At 64.5% G+C, this 18,705-nt stretch carries 14 protein-coding genes; 13 read left to right on the top strand and 1 reads right to left on the bottom strand.

Annotated elements, in window-relative coordinates:
- Nucleotides 1–359: 359 nt before the first annotated feature.
- From BMW76_RS41395 to BMW76_RS32450, 10 genes are all read left to right on the top strand, one after another.
- Nucleotides 360–506, top strand: a complete 147-nt coding sequence (locus tag BMW76_RS41395) for a hypothetical protein (protein ID WP_177200556.1) — start codon at nt 360–362, stop codon at nt 504–506.
- A 45-nt stretch (nt 507–551) separates the two neighbouring features.
- The gene (locus BMW76_RS32490; RefSeq protein ID WP_245763468.1) at nt 552–1,541 is read left to right on the top strand and encodes an iron-containing redox enzyme family protein; all 990 of its coding nucleotides are present in this window, start codon (nt 552–554) and stop codon (nt 1,539–1,541) included.
- Nucleotides 1,541–2,536, top strand: coding sequence for an iron-containing redox enzyme family protein (locus BMW76_RS32485; protein ID WP_090872702.1), 996 nt, complete (start codon nt 1,541–1,543; stop codon nt 2,534–2,536). The genes BMW76_RS32490 and BMW76_RS32485 overlap by 1 nt, the downstream gene beginning before the upstream one ends.
- Before the next feature lie 8 nt (nt 2,537–2,544).
- Nucleotides 2,545–4,074 carry an iron-containing redox enzyme family protein gene (locus tag BMW76_RS32480; protein ID WP_090872700.1) on the top strand — a complete coding sequence of 510 codons (1,530 nt, stop codon included), beginning with the start codon at nt 2,545–2,547 and terminating at the stop codon, nt 4,072–4,074.
- Nucleotides 4,064–5,326, top strand: coding sequence for an aspartate aminotransferase family protein (locus BMW76_RS32475; protein ID WP_245763467.1), 1,263 nt, complete (start codon nt 4,064–4,066; stop codon nt 5,324–5,326). Before BMW76_RS32480 ends, BMW76_RS32475 begins: the two co-directional genes overlap by 11 nt.
- Entirely contained in the window at nt 5,323–6,375 is a 1,053-nt protein-coding gene (gene rarD, locus BMW76_RS32470) for an EamA family transporter RarD (protein ID WP_090872696.1), read from the top strand. Before BMW76_RS32475 ends, rarD begins: the two co-directional genes overlap by 4 nt.
- Before the next feature lie 681 nt (nt 6,376–7,056).
- Complete coding sequence (locus BMW76_RS32465; RefSeq protein WP_090872694.1) at nt 7,057–9,417, top strand: tellurite resistance TerB family protein; 2,361 nt, start codon at nt 7,057–7,059, stop codon at nt 9,415–9,417.
- The gene (locus BMW76_RS32460) at nt 9,414–10,724 is read left to right on the top strand and encodes an ATP-binding protein (RefSeq protein WP_090872692.1); all 1,311 of its coding nucleotides are present in this window, start codon (nt 9,414–9,416) and stop codon (nt 10,722–10,724) included. Before BMW76_RS32465 ends, BMW76_RS32460 begins: the two co-directional genes overlap by 4 nt.
- The gene (locus tag BMW76_RS32455; protein ID WP_090872775.1) at nt 10,696–12,930 is read left to right on the top strand and encodes a DEAD/DEAH box helicase; all 2,235 of its coding nucleotides are present in this window, start codon (nt 10,696–10,698) and stop codon (nt 12,928–12,930) included. The genes BMW76_RS32460 and BMW76_RS32455 overlap by 29 nt, the downstream gene beginning before the upstream one ends.
- 210 nt (nt 12,931–13,140) lie before the next feature.
- On the top strand, nt 13,141–14,643 hold the full coding sequence (locus tag BMW76_RS32450) for an MDR family MFS transporter (protein WP_090872690.1): 1,503 nt from the start codon (nt 13,141–13,143) through the stop codon (nt 14,641–14,643).
- A 41-nt stretch (nt 14,644–14,684) separates the two neighbouring features.
- Here BMW76_RS32450 and BMW76_RS32445 read toward each other — a convergent pair whose 3' ends face one another.
- A complete protein-coding gene (locus BMW76_RS32445) occupies nt 14,685–15,638 on the bottom strand; it encodes a LysR family transcriptional regulator (RefSeq protein ID WP_281248574.1) in 954 nt (317 codons plus the stop codon).
- A gap of 205 nt (nt 15,639–15,843) precedes the next feature.
- Here BMW76_RS32445 and ampC point away from each other — a divergent pair, with 205 nt between their 5' ends.
- The 3 genes from ampC to ppk2 all read left to right on the top strand — a co-directional run bounded on the left by ampC (nt 15,844) and on the right by ppk2 (nt 18,616).
- Nucleotides 15,844–16,983: a class C beta-lactamase gene (gene ampC, locus BMW76_RS32440; protein WP_090872773.1), complete on the top strand. Its 1,140-nt coding sequence runs from the start codon at nt 15,844–15,846 to the stop codon at nt 16,981–16,983.
- Between the two features lie 156 nt (nt 16,984–17,139).
- Nucleotides 17,140–17,361 carry a YdcH family protein gene (locus tag BMW76_RS32435; protein ID WP_090872688.1) on the top strand — a complete coding sequence of 74 codons (222 nt, stop codon included), beginning with the start codon at nt 17,140–17,142 and terminating at the stop codon, nt 17,359–17,361.
- Between the two features lie 139 nt (nt 17,362–17,500).
- Nucleotides 17,501–18,616, top strand: a complete 1,116-nt coding sequence (gene ppk2, locus BMW76_RS32430; protein ID WP_407669053.1) for a polyphosphate kinase 2 — start codon at nt 17,501–17,503, stop codon at nt 18,614–18,616.
- Nucleotides 18,617–18,705 lie beyond the last annotated feature (89 nt).

The raw sequence follows: 18,705 nt of genomic DNA, 5'->3' as shown, positions 1-18,705 counted from the left end.
CTGCGGTCTCAGTGCGACACTCGGGCACGCATTCGATCACAGCGCGATTTGCCACGGTCGTTGCGCCGCAATTACTTTGCTGCGACCGCTTGCTGCGACGTATGGCATCTGGCGGATAAACACATACACGTCTGACTGAGCCGGAACGGACACGAAGGAGCCGCCGGTGTCGGGATTCACGACGGAGAACGGGGGCTGCATCTACAAGCCTGTTGCGCTCATCGTCTTGCCGCCGCGGCGGGGCGGTGCTGCCTGTCACATGGCTCGGGTTTCTGGCTCCGGGTGCGCAGAACTGACCACTTTAAGTGGGCAGATTGTTAAGTAGTGCAGATTTAAACCATTAACCGAAGGAGATTGAAATGACGACGCAAACGCAGGTTCAACAGGTTCAGCCGCAGCAGCAGTCCCAGGCGCAGCCGCAAACGGACCCGCAGGACGACAGGAAGGTGACGGTCGTGGTCAAGCCGCGCAAAGCCCGCCCCGTGCTCATCCCCGTCCACCTGTAACGAGCGGGCCGGCACTCCGCGTGCCGGCCGCGAACGGAGGCTGTCGTGATCGACGACATCTTTGAACCACACGCGTTCGTGCTGGCGGGAAAGTGTCTCAGCACGTCGCCTTCGCTCGTCATCGAAGACGACGAGCATCAATACGAATTTCCGGCGTCCGCCGACGGTGAAGACGCAGCGCCACTCATCAGCGCGCTGCGCTCGGGTATCAAGGCCGACGAGGTGTTGGCGCGCTGCTCGACTTATGAACAGAAACTGTTCGGCCGTCTGAAGGAGCTGCAACTGGTGCGCGCGGTGAAGCCTGCGCTCGCCCGCAGCGGCCTTGACGTGCTGCTCGAACTCGAAGATCTCGCCAACGAACTGCTGTACCGCACGCTCTACACGAACGTGTTCTGGGAGAAATGCGCATCGGCGAGCACGCGCGACGACATACCGCTCAACGTGATCCAAGGGATGATCGTCGAGAACTACCATTTTCTGTTCCGCGAAAGCTACTTCGACGCGCCCGTTCTTTCGTACGTCGCGAATACGGGCGTGCGGCTCGCGATGAACGAGTTTTACGCGGAAGAGTACGGTCACGACGAACTGCTGCTCAAGGCGCTGAGCACGCTCGGCGTCACGCGCGAAGACCTCGCGCGCACGGTGCCGCTGCCGCAGACCATGGCGTTATGCAATGCGCTCGCGTATTGGGCGCACAGCGATCCGCTCTTCTTCTTTTCGACGCTCGGCATTCTCGAAGGGAAGGACATCAAGCAGGATTCCTTTCTCGATGCCGCGTACCGGATCGGCGTCGATCCCGCGTTGCTCAGGCCTGTAAAGGCGCATTCCGATATCAATCTGCACGGCGGACACGGCAGCCTCACGCGCAAGATCTTCTCGCGCATCCCCGCCATCGCGGAAACGGACGTGCGGCGCATGCGCGCGCAGACGCATCTGTTCATCGAACTGTACGACCAGTTCTATACGGGCATCTGGGAACACTATTCGACGTCGCCGACGCTGTTGCGCAAGCTCGACGTCGACGAGGAGGCGTAATGCAGGCCACGACCGCATCGGATCTCTTTTCCGCGCCGCGCTTTCGTCCCGGCGTTCAGCTGATTCAGGAACACAACGGCCTGACGATCGACTATCGCGAGCAGTCGTGCTCCGTCGTCGCCGACATGCAGGGCTCATTGCAGGCGTTCGCCGATTCGCTGAAGCTGGGCGACGCGACGATTGCCGAACTGAAGCGCAGGCATGCCGATCTCTCGCCCGAGATCGACGGGCTGATCGAAGAATTCGACCGGCTCGGCTTGCTCACGGAGAGCGCTTTTCCGGCGCCGCGAGGGTGCCTGTCGGGCGAGGAGTTCTACCATCGGATCAGGAAGTTCGCCGCCGAAACGATCGAGCGCAAATCGAAGTCGCGCTTCTATCAGGGCCTGCGCGATAGAACGCTGCCGCGCAGCGCGCTGATCGGCTATGCGCTCGAATACTTCTACATCGTCCGGGAGGCACCGGGCCTGATTGCGCCCGCGCTCGGCCACGCCGAACCCGTGAAGGTGCAGAAGCTGCTGCAAGGCTTTCTCGCGTCGGAGCTGAATCATGATGAGATGCTGCGCCAGTCGCTGCATGCCGTGTCCATTCGCACCGACAACCTCGACTATCTGGTGCCGCTGCCCGCCACATTCGCGTTGTGCGCGTCGCTCGGCGTGTACGCGCGTCAGCATCCATTGAGCTTCAAGGCGCTGCTTTTCCTGTTCGAGCAGCCAGGCGTGAGCTTTCATGTCGAACTGGCCGACTATTGCCGCGAGACGGGCATCCCGGAAGGCTTCTGGCGCCCGATCGCCCGTCACGCGTCAATCAACGACGAGTTCGATCACGACGACATTTCGCTCACGCTGCTCTCCGGGATCGACGCCGTGTCGCCAGAAGAGCAGTTGACCGTGAAAAAGCACGTGATGCTCGCGATCGAAACGATGGTGCTGCAAGAGAACCAGATTTTCAATTACTACGGCAGGCAGCCCGTCGTGAAGCCCCGCATCTTTGCCTGAGCACGGTCATGGAACGCTGGGATATCGATCGATACAGACGGCCCGCGCTGGTGCCGTGCGAGGTCGCGCCGGGCGACGACGACGTATTGACGATCGGCGTCGGCGACGATGCCATCGATCTGTCGTTCGAAGGCGTCGCGCGTGACGAAGTGGCCGATGTCGTCGCGCAATTGATGCGGCCTTCATCCGACATCTGGACGAAGCTCAATCGTGGCGCGTGCCCCGCGTGGGTACGCGCGCTGACGGTACAGCTCGACGCGCTGTCGTTGATCGAAGAGACCGACTCGGGCATCGACAGCGTGACGTCGGGCGCCGAACGCGCGATCGCGATGTGCGCAGAAGTCGGCCAGCGTCTCGCCGCTGTCGTCGAGGCGCGGCTTGCGATGTACAAGGACACGCTCGCCGCCGTTCACGAGATGCTCGCCGACGATGACGACGAACGTGCTGCGCCGCCTGGCACGTTTCCGTTCTCAGGCAAATCAGCGGGCCCGTTCGCGGACAACTTCGCGCTGCAAGCCCTTCATTTCCAGCTTGCGTACGCGCGCCGGAACGCGCCCGAACTCCTGATCGCGTGGCAGCGCGTGCTTGCAGAAGTGTTCCGCCACGTGTGCTGGTTTCTTGCGCACGCGACGGCGAGATCGCGCGGCCAGAAAGACGCCGCGCTGGAGAGCTTCCGCAGCGTCGCTTCGCTCGATCCCATCGACCTCGAAATGTATCTGCTGTCGTTCGCGCATTTCGTCGAGCTTGTGCCGTTGCGCGTCGGCAGGCGCATGATGTCCTTCGCGTCCTTTGATACCGCGCGCTTTGACGACGCATGCAGCGGCCTCACGCTCGCGGCGCGCGCGGAGCGGCTGCTGATCAGGGCGCTCGATCAACTGGGCAGCAACGCGTATGCATCGGCGGCGCTCGCGTGCAACGAGATCACGCCGCTCGTGAAGGGCCTGTACATCGAGCAGTATCACGTGACGGACCGCTTCGTCGAGATACTCGGGCCGCTGCTGTCGCGGCGTGTGCAGCGCAATCTCCGCGCGCGGCTTTTCCAGTACTTTCAGGAGGAGTACGGCCACGAAGCGTTCGAGCTGGCCACCTGTGTCGCGCTCGGCATGAACGAAGCCGATGTGCGCGCATCGGTGCCGCTGCCGCTGACGGCGCTCTATATCGATACGTACACGGTGCTCGCGCATCGGATGCCCACGGCGTTCTTCGCGTCGATCATGGTCACGGAGGGCTTGCGCGACCAGCACAGCCCCGTTCACGCGCACATCGCCGCGCTCGTCGAAAACGCGCTGCACGCGGGCGACATCGCCGCGAAACATGGCGAGACGAACGACGAGCTGAATCATCCGAGCCTGTCGCGGCTCTTTCTCGCCGACGTTCCGCACGTGACGGCGGCCGAGCAGCGCTACAGCCTCGAAGCAGCGCTGTTCATGCTCGAAGTGAACATGCGGCAACTGGAATCGGTCGCGTACTTCTATGGCGGGCAGACGCAACTCGAGTTTCATGGACTCCGCGAAGGCAGGAGGGCGCTTGAAGTCTGATCGCGAGTCGGGCGGCGCGTCGTCGCGCTTCGCTTCCGTCAATCCGTACTGGGAGACGTTTCTCGACGAGCTGGGCCTCGACATGACGGGCGCGCGCGGCGACGGCTGCTACATCGAAGCGGCCGACGGGCACGTACTGCTCGATTGTCTCGCGGGCTTCGGCACGGCGAATCTGGGTCACGCGCATGCGACGCTGAGCGCTCGCTTCACCGATGCGTTGCAGCGCACGTCGCTGAACGTGTTTCCGTTCGAATGCGCCGAAGCTCAACTCGCGCTCGCCGACAGGCTCCTCTCGCTGAGCAGCCGGCGTTTTCAGAAAGTGTTCTTTGCAACCACGGGCGCCGAAGCCGTGGAAAGCGCCGTCAAGTTCGCGATGACAAGCACAGGCCGCAGCGATGTCGTCGCGTTTCGCGATTCGTTCCATGGGCTGTCGATGTTCGCATCGTTCATGACGGGCAATCCGTTCTGGACAGAGGCGTTGCCCTGGAAGCCGGGCAACGTGAATCACGTCGACGCCGGCAACTTCGCCGCGCTCGAAGACATGCTGGCGAGCCGCAAGATCGCGGCCGTCGTGTTCGAGCCGGTGGCGGGCTCGTCGGCGGCGCAGCACTGGACGGCGGAAACATCGGCGCGGCTCGCCGGGCTGTGCCGCTCGGCGGGCACGAAGCTGATCGCCGACGAGGTGTACTGCGGGCTCGGGCGCGCGGGCGCCTGGTTCGGCATCGACGCGATCGGCATGCGCGACGTGGCGCAAGCGGCGCCCGACATGATCGTCGTATCGAAGGGACTGACGGGCGGGCTCGTGCCGCTGTCGGCCGTGCTGATGAACGACGGCGACTTCGACGCCGTGTTCGGCGCACCCGGCAAGGCGAAAGTGCAGGGCTCGACGTTCGGCGGCAACCGGCTCGCGATGCAGTGCGGACTGATCGTGCTCGATCTCGTCGAAAGCGGACGGCTCGTCGATAACTCGGCGGCGATGGGCGCGCTGATCGAACGGCGCATCGCCGATCGCTTCGATGGGCGTCTGACGCTGCATGGCAAGGGACTCGCGCTGAGTCTCACGCCCGGTGCGCAGTGGGACATCAACATGGCGGATGTGTGGCTGGCGCTGATCGACGCCGGCGTGCTGGCGATGCCGAATGCCGCGTCGCCGCGTTCGTCGGGTTCGCTGCGCCTGTCGCCGCCCCTGATCTTCGGCGTGGACGAAGTGGAATTTCTGATGGACCGACTCGATGAGGCGCTACAGGAATGAACGCACACAATCAGAAGCACAAGGAAGGCGCCGGCTACCCTGCGCTGCTCGTGGCGCTGTGCTGGTGGGGTCTGATGCCGCTGTACTACTGGCATCTGAAGGAAGTGAGCGCGCCGGAGATGCTCGCGCATCGCGTGTTCTGGTCGTTCGCGGTGCTGTCGGCGGTGATCGGGTTCAGGCCCGCGTTGAGGCGGCAGATGGGCGGCTGGCGGTCATTCGCGCTCGCGCTGCTGCCGGCCGTGCTGCTGTCGGCGAACTGGGTCGTGTATATCCTCGCGTCCGTGACGGGCAACGCATTGCAGGCGAGTCTCGGCTATTTCCTGAATCCGCTGCTGTCGGCGGCGCTGGGCATCGTATTTCTGAACGAGCGGCTTAACGGTCTGAAGGCTGCGGCACTTGCGCTCGGACTGGCCGGCACGGTCGTTCAGTGCTACGCGCACGGCGGCGTGCCCGTGTTCGCCGTGATGCTCACCGTGACGTTCTCGCTGCTCGGCCTGGTCCGCAAGCTATGGCCGACGAAGAACGCGATCGTCAGCACCTGGCGCGAGACCGTCGTGATGATGCCGTTCGCGCTCGGCTACTTTGCGTTCCTGTCGTCGAGTCATGCGCTCGCGTTCACGTCGTTTGGCGCGAGCGCGGCGGTGCTGATGATGCTCGCGGGCCCGCTGACGGTCGTGCCGCTCGCGCTTTACGCCTATGCAATGCCGCTCGTCTCGCTGACCGAGTCTGCCGTGATGCAGTACGTGACGCCGACCGTGACCTTCGCCCTTGCGCTCATGGTTTTCCACGAACGTCTGACTACCATCGATCTGACGGGCTACGGGCTGATCTGGTGCGGGCTCGCGCTCGCGACGTATGCGACGGTGCGGCGGCGTCCCGTCGGGTCGTCGACAGCGGCCGGAGAAGAGGCAAGCGCAGGGACAGCGGCACAGAACGTGTCCTTTCTCGCTGCGCACAAAAAGACGCCAGCTTCCGCTGGCGTGAATAGGTTCTGGCATTCCGAGGGCCGTCCAGAACCTGAGAGACGGTGTGAAAAGTCCGACGCATGACCGTGCGAGTGGGCGCCGGATGTGGCGCGAAGCGGATTCGACGGTATCGGATCTGTGCACATCGACAGCGCGGTCAACACATCGCCAGTCTACTCCAGTTCGCAAAACAAACCCCGAAAATATGCGAATTGGGTATGAGATCCGCGTGCGCTCCCGCACGCAAGTCACATGAAAGCCGATGCCGTTGTCGAGGGCGCGAATTCGTGATGCGTTCCCCGCGCCGCGCGTCGCAAACAGGCGTTTAGCGGCGTCTGAGCGATCCCGGAAAAGATAATATAATCAACCGTTAAAACAGGCCGCGACCGCGACCGCGGCGGCACGCGGCGGACGGGAGAACAATGAGCCGCGGGCGAAGCAGTATCGGGAAGGGCTCAGCTGTCGTTAATTGACGTGCTGTTTGGCGTGCTTTTCGGGCTTGCCGTTCTTGCGCCGGATGGCCACATGCGGATCGTCCATCCGATCGTTCTGGCGCTGGCCCTTTTGGCCGCCTATCGTAGGTTCCCAATCAGGCTTGCATCGAAGAACACGTCGCGCGATGCGCCGCCTGTCGCTGCAAGGCGTGCCCGCGAACCGCTCGATTCTTCCACCGCGCCGCTGTTGTCTATGGCGTCACTGGCATCACGTTTTGCTTCGCAGTTTTCATCCGGATCTCACAAGGCTCACGCTGAGCCAGGCTATTTCATGACAAGTTCTCCCGGCTCATACGACGAGGAGCCGTTTGCATCGATGACGGAAGCCGGCACGCCCGCCGACGCCTATCGCATCCGGCCCGCGTCCGGCGGCGCGCGGCCGTCTGTGCATACATCCGTGCGTTCGTCCGCGCGCTGGATCGCGCCCGGCGAACACGTGGAGATCGACGGCATCGCGGTCGAGGGAGGCTTTTTCTACACAGGCGACGTGCAGCGCTCGCACACCGATTCGATCGAAGCATGTGTGATCGACGCGCGCTTCGATCTCGCTCGCGAGGGCGCGGACCCGACCGACAGCCTCGGCAGCACCGCGCTCAGCTACGGCGGGCTCACGCCGGCGCAGCGCCGCACGTACGTCGAATGGCTCGCATCCGATCGCCGCAAATCGGATCTCCACACCGGCTATCTGTTTTTTTACCTGTACGGGCTGGAGCGGCGCGTGCTCGTCGACGGCGCGGCAGGCAAGGTGAGCGGCGACGAATTCAACGCGATCGCAAAAGAACTGCGCCGCCTGCTGAATCTCGACGCGAACTACGCATGGCAAAAGCACGTGCGCGGTCTGCTCGATGCGCTTTCGCTGATGGCGTCGCGACATACGCGGATGTATCTGCAGCCTGCGCCGGACGGGCTGGCGACGGGTTATCAGGTGCCACTGAACGTGCGCGTCGCGTTCGGCCAGGCGGCGCTCGACCAGCATCCGCTGCCGGCGGACTGGGCGCTCGCGTGGGTCAAGCTCGATCCGATGATGGTGCGACGCACGGCCGTCGCGCGCTGTCCCGAGGAATTCGATCGCGTGTTCATGCGCCAGTATCGCGAGCGCTTCGGCGACGGCATGATCCTGCCCGCCAACCGGACGAAGCTGGACGCGTCGCCGCAGCCGTCGTTCCGCGCGCTGAAGAACGTGCCCGTGCCGGGCTTTCTGGTTGGCCTGCCCGATATCGCAGCCGTCAACGGCACGCGCAACAAGCTGCAATTGCTGATGCACGAGAGCGCCGCGGCGCTCGATGCGTACAGTCGCTATCTCGGCCGCTATCCCGAAGCGCAGGGCACGCTCGAAGCGACGCTGATGCTGCCCGCGAACATGTGGCCGCAAGCGACGCACGATGCAATCGACGCACTCGCCGACGAAATCGGGTATGGGACCACCGTCAGCACGTTCGGCGCGGTGCTCGCGCGCTTCAGATCGGGCGGCAAGATGACGCGCGACAAGGCCGTCGTGTTCACGACGGCGCTGGCGGAGGCGGGCATCGCCGTCGAACCCGACGTGCGCCTCGGCGCGCGCACGCCGAAGCCGACGGATGCCGTCGCACTGTTCGCGATCGAGCCCGACGCGGCCCCGTTGCATACCGACGATGCGTACGACGTCGCGACGATCATCGTCGATCTGGCCGCGACGGTGGCGCGCGCGGACGGCGATGCGACTCAGCGCGAGACGGCCGTGATCGAGTGGCAGATCGAGCAGTGGCCGCATCTGTCAGCGCGGCAGCGCGCGCGGCTGAAAGCGCGTAATCTCGTGCAACTCGCGCAACCGACGGCCGCTGCCGGGCTGAAGAAAAAGCTGGAACCGCTGTCGCAGGACGTGAAGGCGACGATCGCATCGTTTCTGGTGCATACGGCGAACGCCGACGGCGTCGTGTCGCGCGACGAAGTGAGGCTGCTGGAAAAGGTGTATCGGATGCTCGGCATCGATCCGCAGCGTCTTTACACGGATCTGCACCAGCACGCGAGCGGCGCGCCGGCATCGGCGTCGGTGGCGGGCGCAAAGACGAGGGCGCACAAGCACGCCGATACGCAGAAGCACGCCGCGCCAAAGGCGGCGTTCGCGCTCGACGCGACACGTATCGCCGCGCTGAAGGAGGAAACTGCGCGTGTATCGTCGATGCTGGCGGACGTGTTCGTCGAAGAGGCGCATGAAGCAGCCGGTGGGGCGCACAGCCAGCCTATGGAAGCGAAGCAACCCGCGACCGTCGAAGTGAACGCGGAGCAGACCGTCCGCGACGAGGAACGCGAAATGCTCGCCGAACCTGCAACGTCCGCGTCGGATGTACGGCAAACGTCTGAAGCAACGCAGTCTGAAGCAACGCAGTCCGAAGCCGCGCAGACCGACGATGAAACGCAAGCCCGGCTCCTCGGCCTCGACGACGCGCACTCGTCCTTCCTGCGCCTGCTCGTGACGCGAGCGTCGTGGACGCGCACCGAACTCGCCGCCGCCGCGTCGCATCTCGAACTGATGCTGGATGGCGCGATCGAACAGGTAAACGAGGCGTCGCTCGATCATTGGGACGAGCCGCTCACGGACGGGGACGATCCCGTCGAAATCAATCAGGAAGTCGCACAAAGGTTGGCTGCATGACAACGATTCGCCCCAGAGACCGCGACGCGGTCCTGCAATCCCTGCGCGCCGGCGTCGTGCCGCGCATCGGGCAGCATCTGATCCAGGTCGGCCGCGCGCGCGAACTCGAAGCGCTGCTGAAGGACGTCGAGCGCGTCGCGGACGGCGGTTCGGCGTTTCGCATCGTCGTCGGCGAGTATGGCGCGGGTAAGACGTTTTTCCTGAACCTCGTGCGCGCGATCGCGCTCGAGAAAAAGCTCGTCACCGTTCATGGCGATCTGAACCCGGACCGGCGTCTGCATGCGTCGGGCGGCCAGGCGCGCTCGCTGTACGCGGAGCTGGTGAAGAACATGGCGACGCGCACGAAGCCCGAAGGCGGCGCGCTCTCCGGCGTGGTCGAGAAGTTCATCGGCCAGGCGAAGACGGAAGCGAAGGCGACGGGCCGCACCAGCGACGAAGTGATCCGCGCGCAGCTCTCGCAGTTGACGGAGATGGTCAACGGCTACGATTTCGCCGACGTGATCGCCGCGTACTGCCGCGGCTTCGACGAAGGCAACGAGAAGCTGAAGAGCGATGCCGTGCGCTGGCTGCGCGGCGAGTTCTCGACCCGCACCGACGCGCGCCAGGCGCTCGGCGTGCGCACGATCGTCGACGACGCGAACATGTACGACCAGCTGAAGCTGCTCGGCCGCTTCGTGCGGCTCGCGGGCTATAGCGGCCTGATGGTATGCCTCGACGAAATGGTGAACCTGTACAAGCTCGCGAACCTCCAGGCGCGCAACGCGAACTACGAACAGTTGCTGCGCATCCTGAACGATTCGCTGCAAGGCACGGCGGAAGGGCTCGGCTTCGTGCTGGGCGGCACGCCGGAGTTTCTGCTCGATACGCGGCGCGGCCTCTACAGCTATGCTGCCTTGCAATCGCGTCTCGCGGAAAACGCGTTCGCGACGAACGGACTCGTCGACTACAGCGGCCCTGTGATCCGCCTCGCCGCGCTCACGCCGGAAGACTTCTACGTGCTGCTCGACAAGTTGCGCGTCGTGTACGCATTCGGCGACGCAAGCAAGGCGCTCGTGCCCGAGGAAGCGATTCCCGCGTTCATGGCGCACTGCGCGACGCGTCTGGGCGAAGCGTACTTCCGCACGCCGCGCACGACGATCACCGCGTTCATCAATTTTCTCGCCGTGCTGGAGCAGAATCCGTCGGCGGATTGGCGCGAGCTGATCGGCAGCCTCGACATCGAGCGCGACACGGGCGGCGCGGCCGACATCGTCAACGATGCCGCTCCCGACAGCGACGATGAGCTCGCCAGCTTCCGGCTCAACTGATTCGCGCAGCTTCGATCTGCTCGACGAGCGCATTCGCCGCTGGATCTGGCGCGAAGGCTGGACCGAGCTGCGCGATGCGCAGGAACGCGCGGTCCCCGCGCTGATCGATGCCGACCGCGACGTGATCATCGCGGCGGCGACGGCGGCGGGCAAGACAGAAGCCGCGTTTCTCCCCATTCTTTCGAACCTGCTGCGCGACGAGCCGTGCAGCGGGTCGGTGCTCTACATCAGTCCGCTGAAGGCGCTGATCAACGATCAGTGGTCGCGGCTCGACGATCTGTGCGAAGCGCTGGAGATTCCCGTCACCGGCTGGCATGGCGATGTGTCGTCGGGCCGCAAGCAGCGCTTTCTGAAGAAGCCCGCTGGCGTGCTGCTGATCACGCCCGAATCGCTCGAAGCGATGTTCGTCACGCGCGGCTCGTCGCTGGCGGCGACGTTCGGCGCGCTGCGCTATGTCGTCGTCGACGAGTTGCACGCGTTCATCGGCTCCGAGCGCGGCATGCAATTGCAGTCGCTGATGCAGCGTGTCGAGCGCGTGTGCGCGCGCAGCGTACCGCGCGTCGGCCTGTCGGCGACGCTCGGCGACATGCGCCTCGCCGCCGATTTTTTGCGGCCACGCGCGGCGCAGAACGTGCAGATCATCGAATCGGGCAGCGCGGGCCAGGAACTGAAGATTCTGATCAAGGGCTATGTCGAGAAGCCGCCGCGCATTCACTTCGAACCCGATATCGAGAATCCCGGTCTCGAAGACGTCGTGCCCGGCAGCACCGTCGACGTCGCGAACCACATGTACAAGGCGCTGCGCGGCTCGAACAATCTGATCTTTCCGAACAGCCGCCGGCAGGTCGAGCTTTACGCCGACCTGTTGCGCCGCGCGTGCGAACGCGACGGCTATCCGAACGAGTTCTGGCCGCATCACGGCAGCCTGTCGAAGGAATTGCGCGAGCAGACGGAACAGGCGCTGAAGGCGGGCGACCGGCCCGCGAGCGCAGTCTGCACGACGACGCTCGAACTGGGCATCGACATCGGTGCGGTAAAGAGTGTCGTGCAGGTGGGCGCGCCGCCGTCGGTCGCGAGCTTGCGGCAGCGGCTCGGACGCTCGGGGCGCCGCAAGGGCGAAGCGGCGATTCTGCGCTGCTATTGCGTCGAGGCAGAGCTGCACAGCGACGCCGATCTGTCGGACCGGCTGCGCGAAAGCCTCGTGCAGTCGGTGGCGATGGTGAATCTGCTGCTGCGCGGCTGGTTCGAGCCGCCGCGCGCTGGCGGCATGCATCCGTCGACGTTCGTGCAGCAGGTGCTGTCGATCATCGCCGAACGCGGCGGCGCGACGGCGAGCGAACTGTGGGACACGCTGGTCGCGAGCGGCCCGTTCGGTGCGATCGACAAGGCGACGTTCGCGGCCATCCTGCGCAGCCTCGGCGCGAAGGATCTGCTTGTGCAGGAAGCGGGCGGCTTGCTGCTGCACGGCGTGGCGGGCGAGCGGCTCGTCAATCACTATGAGTTCTACGCGTCGTTCACGACCGACGACGAGTTCCGTATCATTGCCGGCGCGAAGGTGCTGGGCTCGTTGCCCGTGTCGCGGCCGTTGACGGCGGGCCAGGGCATCGTGTTCGGCGGGCAGCGCTGGCGCGTGCAGGAAGTCGACGCGGGCAAGAAAACCGTCTACGTGAAGCCCGATCAGGGCGGCGTGCCGCCCGTGTTCGACGGAAGCGGCTCGCTCGTGCACGATGCAGTGCGGCGCGAGATGTTCAACGTGCTGAACGATGCAGAGCCCGTCGTGTTCGTCGATGCGTCGGGCCGCGAACTGCTCGAAGAGGCGCGGCGCTTCTTCGCGTCGAACGAACTGGCCTCGCGCGCGGTGTTCACGCACGGCGGCAGCACGATACTCGCGACATGGTCGGGCGACTGGATCAACGATGCGCTCGTCGTGCTGTTGCGCGCCGAAGGACTCGACGCATGGAATCAGGGGCCGACGGTCAGCGTACGCACATCGGGCGCGGATTCGGTGAAGGACGCGCTGCAACGCATCGCGGCGCTGACGCCCGCGCAAACCCGCGACGCGTTGCGCGCAATCGGCAACATCGACAACGAGAAGTGGGACTGGACTTTGCCCGACGATGTGAAGCGCAGCGCGTATGCCTCGCTGCGTCTCGACATGCCGGGCGCGCAGGCGTTGGCGCGTCGGCTCGCGGCGGCGTGTTCATGAGCCTCGCGGCTTACGGGACTTACGAGCGCGACGGGAAACGCAAGAAAGAACGCATGGATGCACGCACAACCAAGTGCAAGAAAGTGAATTAAGCGGTAGCATACTTTTCTTTGCCCGCACCGTATGGCTCGCGCAGACCCCATGTTTCAGCGGGGTTTCGGCAGGCTTTCGGTTTTTGTGTGCGCGGCGCACTCCACATCATCGCTCCCCATGTCGAATCATCCACAGACGAGGCGTCCCCTCGTCATCGCGTCCGTGATGGCGTCGATGGCGATGGTGGCCATCGAAGCCACCATCGTATCGACGGCCATGCCGCAGATCGTCACGCAACTCGGCGGACTGCACCTCTATAGCTGGGTCTTCTCGTCGTTCCTGCTCGCGCAGACGGCGATGACCGTCGTGTTCGGCAAGCTCGCCGATCTGTATGGCCGCAAGCCGACCGTGCTAGTGGGTATCGTGATTTTCCTGATCGGCTCGCTCGGCGCGGGCTTCGCGTGGTCGATGCCCGCGATGATCGTGTTTCGCCTGATACAGGGCCTCGGCGCAGGCGCGATCCAGCCGGTGACGCTGACCATCGTCGGCGATCTGTATCCGGCGCGCGAACGCGGCAAGATCCAGGGCTATCTCGCGAGCGTATGGGCGATCTCCGCCGTGATCGGGCCGATGGCGGGCGGTCTCTTGATCCGCGATCTGTCGTGGTCGTGGATCTTCTGGATCAACGTGCCGATCGGCATCCTCGCCGCGTACGGCTTCTTCTCGTACCTGCATGAGGAGAAGCGCCATCGGCGTCCGTCGATCGACATGCTCGGCGCGCTGCTCTTCACCGTCGCGATCGGCGCACTGATGATGGCGCTCACGGATGCCGGCTCGGCGAACGACGGCCGCGCGCCGTTCGAAGTAGCGCTCTTCGTCGTGAGCACCGCGCTCTTCGTGTGGCACGAGCGGCGCGTTCCCGAACCGATGATTTCCTTCGCGCTGTGGAGCCATCGTCCCATCGCCGCGTGCAACGTCGCGACCGTGTTGTCGGGCATGGCGCTGATGGGGCTCACCACGTTCCTGCCGATGTACGTGCAGGGCGTGCTGACTCAGTCACCCGTCGTCGCGGGTCTCGCGCTGACGATGATGATGGTCGGCTGGCCGTCGGGCGCGACCTTCGCCGCGAAGGCGTTTCATCGGCTCGGGTTACGGCGCACGCTGGTCGGCGGCAGCTTCTTTCTGCCGCTCGGCGCGATCGCGTTCGCCGTGCTCAATCCGCAAAGCTCGCCGGTGCTGGCGGGCGTCGGCTCGCTCGTGATGGGTCTTGGGATGGGGATGGTGAGCGTGAGCTCGCTGATGCTGATCCAGGAGATCGTGCAGCCGCTGCAGCGCGGCTCGGCAACGGCGTCGAACCTGTTCGCACGCAATCTGGGCAGCACGCTCGGCGCGGCCATTTTCGGCGCGGTGCTGAACTTCGGGCTGAGCCATTTCAAAGGCATGTCGATCACGTCCGACCAGTTGCGCTCGCTGCTCGATGCGACGCCCGGCGCGGCGCAGGCGGCGCTCGCGGGCAACGAGCTGGTGCGCTCGGCGCTGCATCACTCGCTGCATCTGACGTTTCTGTCGATCTTCGTGATCTGCGTGGGCGCGGTGCTGTCGGTGATGGTGGTGCCGCCCATCAAGCTTGGCGGGCAGCCGCGCGAAACGTCGGCGGCTGCGCATCTGACGGAGATGTGATTTTCTTTGGGCGATGCTTCGTGATCTTGCGGCACGCGTTGTCACGGTGCATCGCCTAAGCGGGGCTTTTGCGCGGCGGCGTCGAGCGCTGCTTCGATCTGCGCGAAGCCATCATCAGGCGGCCGGCTCGCTTCGCCCGCTGCCTGCACGATCCATTGATTGAACGCGCGCATCGCGGGCGTCGCCGGCTTGCCTTTTTGCCACGTGAGCCAGTAGCTGCCCGCATGCACGTCGATGTCGAACGGACGCACGAGACGGCCCATCGACAGATCGTGCTCGAACATCGACGCCGGCGCGAGCGCAACGCCCGCGCCTTGCATCGCCGCTTCGACCATCAGCCGCGACGAATCGAACACCGGCCCACGCACGGGACGCGGCGCGAGACCCGCGGCGGCGAACCAGTTCGACCAGTCGTCGGCGCGATATGAGCGCAAGAGCTTTTCGCCGGCGAGATCGGCGGGCGCGCGCAGCCTCTGCGCGATCTCGGGCGCGCACAGCACCGAGAGCGGCGCGTCGAACAGCTTCAGCGCGCGCGAGCCGGGCCAGGTGCCATCGCCGAAGCGGATCGCGAAGTCGAGACCTTCCGCGGCGAGATCGACGAGATTGTTGTTCGTCATCATCCGCAGCTCGACGAACGGATGCGCGTCATGAAACGACTTCAGGCGCGGCATCAGCCATCCCAACGCGAACGTCCCGACTGCGCCGACCGTCAGCACCTCGTGAAAGTGGCCGCCTTCGAACTGGCGCAGCACGGCCTCGATGCGGTCGAACGCATCGCTGAGTACGGGGCGCAGCGCGAGTCCTTCATCCGTGATCGCGAGTCCGCGCGGCAGGCGCTTGAAGAGCGTCGCGCCGAGTCTTTCTTCGAGCATCCTCACCTGCTGGCTGACGGCCGCCTGCGTGACGTTCAGTTCGAGCGCGGCGCGCGTGAAGCTCAGGTGCCGGGCCGACGATTCGAATGCGCGCAGCGCGTTCAGAGGCAGATACGGTCGCATGATCGAGTCATAAGATTTTCTGGGGTGTCGGCCAATTTATCATCGTTTGTCAGCGTGGCGCGGAAACGCGATAGTGGCGGCTCTTCAAGGAGACGCAATGATGACGCGGCGACGGTTCACGATGACAGTATGGGGCAGTGCGATAGCTGAGGTTGCATCTCGGGCGTTGGGCGCGGGGAGGTTGGCGCGACCCGTCGCGGCCGCGATGCTCGGCGCGTTGTGCGCGACGCCGGGCGCGAGCCACGCGGCCGATGCGCCGCCTGGCCGCGTCCAGCGCGCAGTGGATGAAGCCATCCGGCCGCTGATGGCGAAGGACAGGATTCCGGGCGTTGCCGTCGGCATCATCGATGCGGGCAAGCCGTGGGTCATCAACTATGGCGTCGCGTCGACGCAAACCCGCACGCCCGTCACAAACGACACGCTGTTCGAGCTGGGCTCGGTGAGCAAGACGTTCACGGCGACGTTGACGGCCTGGGCGCAGGTCGATCATCGGCTCGCGCTTTCGGATAGCGTCGGAACGTATCTGCCGTCGTTGCGCGGCAGCCAGTTCGGACGCGTGAGCCTGCTCAATCTCGGCACGCACACGCCGGGCGGCCTGCCGCTTCAGGTCCCCGACGACATCCACGACGAAAGCCAGTTGATGAGCTACTTCAACGCGTGGCGGCCGACGTACGCGCCGGGCACGTATCGCACGTACGCGAATCCCGGCATCGGCACGCTCGGCCTGATCGCGGCGAAGAGCATGGGACAGGATTTCACGGCGCTGATCGAGCGGCGGCTCTTTCCCGCCGTGGGAATGAAGACCAGCTTCATCGACGTGCCCGTCGATCGAGCGGCCGATTACGCGCAGGGCTACACGAAGGACGGCAAGCCGATCCGGATGGCGGGCGGCGTGCTCGCGCCGCAAGCGTACGGCGTCAAGTCGACGGCCGCCGACATGCTTCGTTTCATCGACGCCAACATGGGGCTGCTCAGGCTCGACGCGCAACTGCAACGCGCGATCACCGATACGCACACCGGCTACTTCACGGCAGGACCGATGACTCAGGATCTGATCTGGGAACAGTACCCGTATCCCGTCGCTTTGAAGTCGCTGCTGGAAGGCAACAGCCCGTCGATGGCCCTGAACGCGACGCCCGTGACGGAAATCAAGCCGCCTCTCGCGCCTCGGGACAACGTCTGGATCAACAAGACGGGCTCGACCAACGGCTTCGGTTCATACGTGGCTTTCGTTCCGGCAAAGCGCCTCGGCATCGTGATTCTCGCGAACAGAAATTTCCCGATTGAAGACAGAGTGGCCGCGGCGTACAACATTCTCACCGCGCTCGATGGCGCCGAACGCTGACGTTGTCCGTTGACGCAGATCACCGGCTTTGCCCTTGCAGCGCCTTGAATGCGACTACATGACACAGTAATTAGCCATCCGTATTATTTGAGCAGACCATTCCCCGATGCGACAATGATCGTCAGCGATTAACCGACACCCGTACGAGGAGTGGCCATGTTTCCCGAGTATCGCGATCTGATCTCGCGCCTGAAGAACGAAGACGCACATTTTGCCCGGCTGTTCGAGCGGCACAACGAACTCGACCATCAGGTTCACAACATGGAGACGGGTGTCGCGCCCACCGATAGCATCCGCATCGAAGCCTTCAAGAAAGAAAAGCTGCGGATCAAGGACAGTCTGTACGCGATCCTCAGAAAGGCCAGCGCCGCCGCGTGACGGCCGGCAGCGGCAAGAAGAGATGTGAGGGCCGGCATGCGCGCGCAAACGGCGCGCCGCAACATGCGGGCGGTCCGGAGTTCAACGCCAACGGGAGGCAATGAAGTTGACAGCGCAGCACGACAATCCAAACGTACAGATGCAGCAAGCACCGTCGACGGCGCACGCTGCACACGAACCCGGTGCGCGCCGCGCATCGCGCGGCGACGTGATGCCGGGGCATACGGCGAAATCGGCGGAGCTCGCGCAGACGAGCCACGCCGTCGCGGCCGCCAACGACCTGCTTGCCAACAGCGTGCAAGCCGTACTCGAAGCACACGCGGGGCAACGCCACGACGAGGGCGGTGACACGCTGATCCATACGGTCAAGACGCTGATGGACGGCATGTCTGCAGACGAAGTGAGCGCATTGCGCGGCCTGCTGCTGGAAGGCAATCCGGCGACGTGGTCGGCAAAAAAGAGCCGGCATCCCGACGACGAACTGTCACCCGCATTGCGCGAAGGCGGCTATCCATATCTGAACCTGATGTCGCGCAAGGCGTACGAAAAACAGAAGTATCGCCTGCAGGTCGAACTGCTGAAGCTGCAGGCGTGGGTGCGCGAAACAGGCCAGCGCGTGATGATTCTTTTCGAAGGGCGCGACGCGGCGGGCAAAGGCGGCACGATCAAGCGCTTCATGGAGCATTTGAATCCGCGCGGCGCGCGCGTGGTCGCGCTCGAAAAACCGACGGAACAGGAGCGCGGGCAGTGGTATTTCCAGCGCTACGTCCAGCATTTGCCGACGTCGGGAGAGATCGTGCTGTTCGACCGCTCATGGTACAACCGCGCGGGCGTCGAACGGGTGATGGGCTTTTGCTCGCAGACGGAGTACACCGAGTTTATGCAGCAGGTTCCCGCGTTCGAGCGGCATCTCGCGCAGAGCGGCATCCGCATCGTGAAGTTCTGGTTCTCGGTGAGCCGTGAGGAACAGGCGCGGCGCTTCAAGGAGCGCCGGGTGCATCCCCTCAAGCAATGGAAGCTCAGTCCCGTCGATCTGGCGTCGCTCGACAAATGGGACGAGTACACGCAGGCGAAGGAGGCGATGTTCACTCATACGGATACCGCGGACACGCCGTGGACGGTCGTGCGTTCCGATTGCAAGAAGCGCGCGCGGCTCAATGCAATGCGCTTCGTGCTGCACAAGCTGCCGTATGCGAATCGCGATCTCAATGTGATCGGCCCCGTGGACCCAGTGATCGTTGGACGGACGATGTAGCCACCCATCCGCCATCGCTCGAAACACCCTATGATGCGCGCGCCGCGATCAACATCGGCGGCGGCGCGCCGCGCATCGCACACGTGATT

The sequence above is a fragment of the Paraburkholderia diazotrophica genome, assembly GCF_900108945.1.
Lineage (GTDB): Bacteria > Pseudomonadota > Gammaproteobacteria > Burkholderiales > Burkholderiaceae > Paraburkholderia > Paraburkholderia diazotrophica.
Note: the sequence above shows the minus strand (reverse complement) of the source record. Positions and strands in the feature narration are given on the sequence as shown.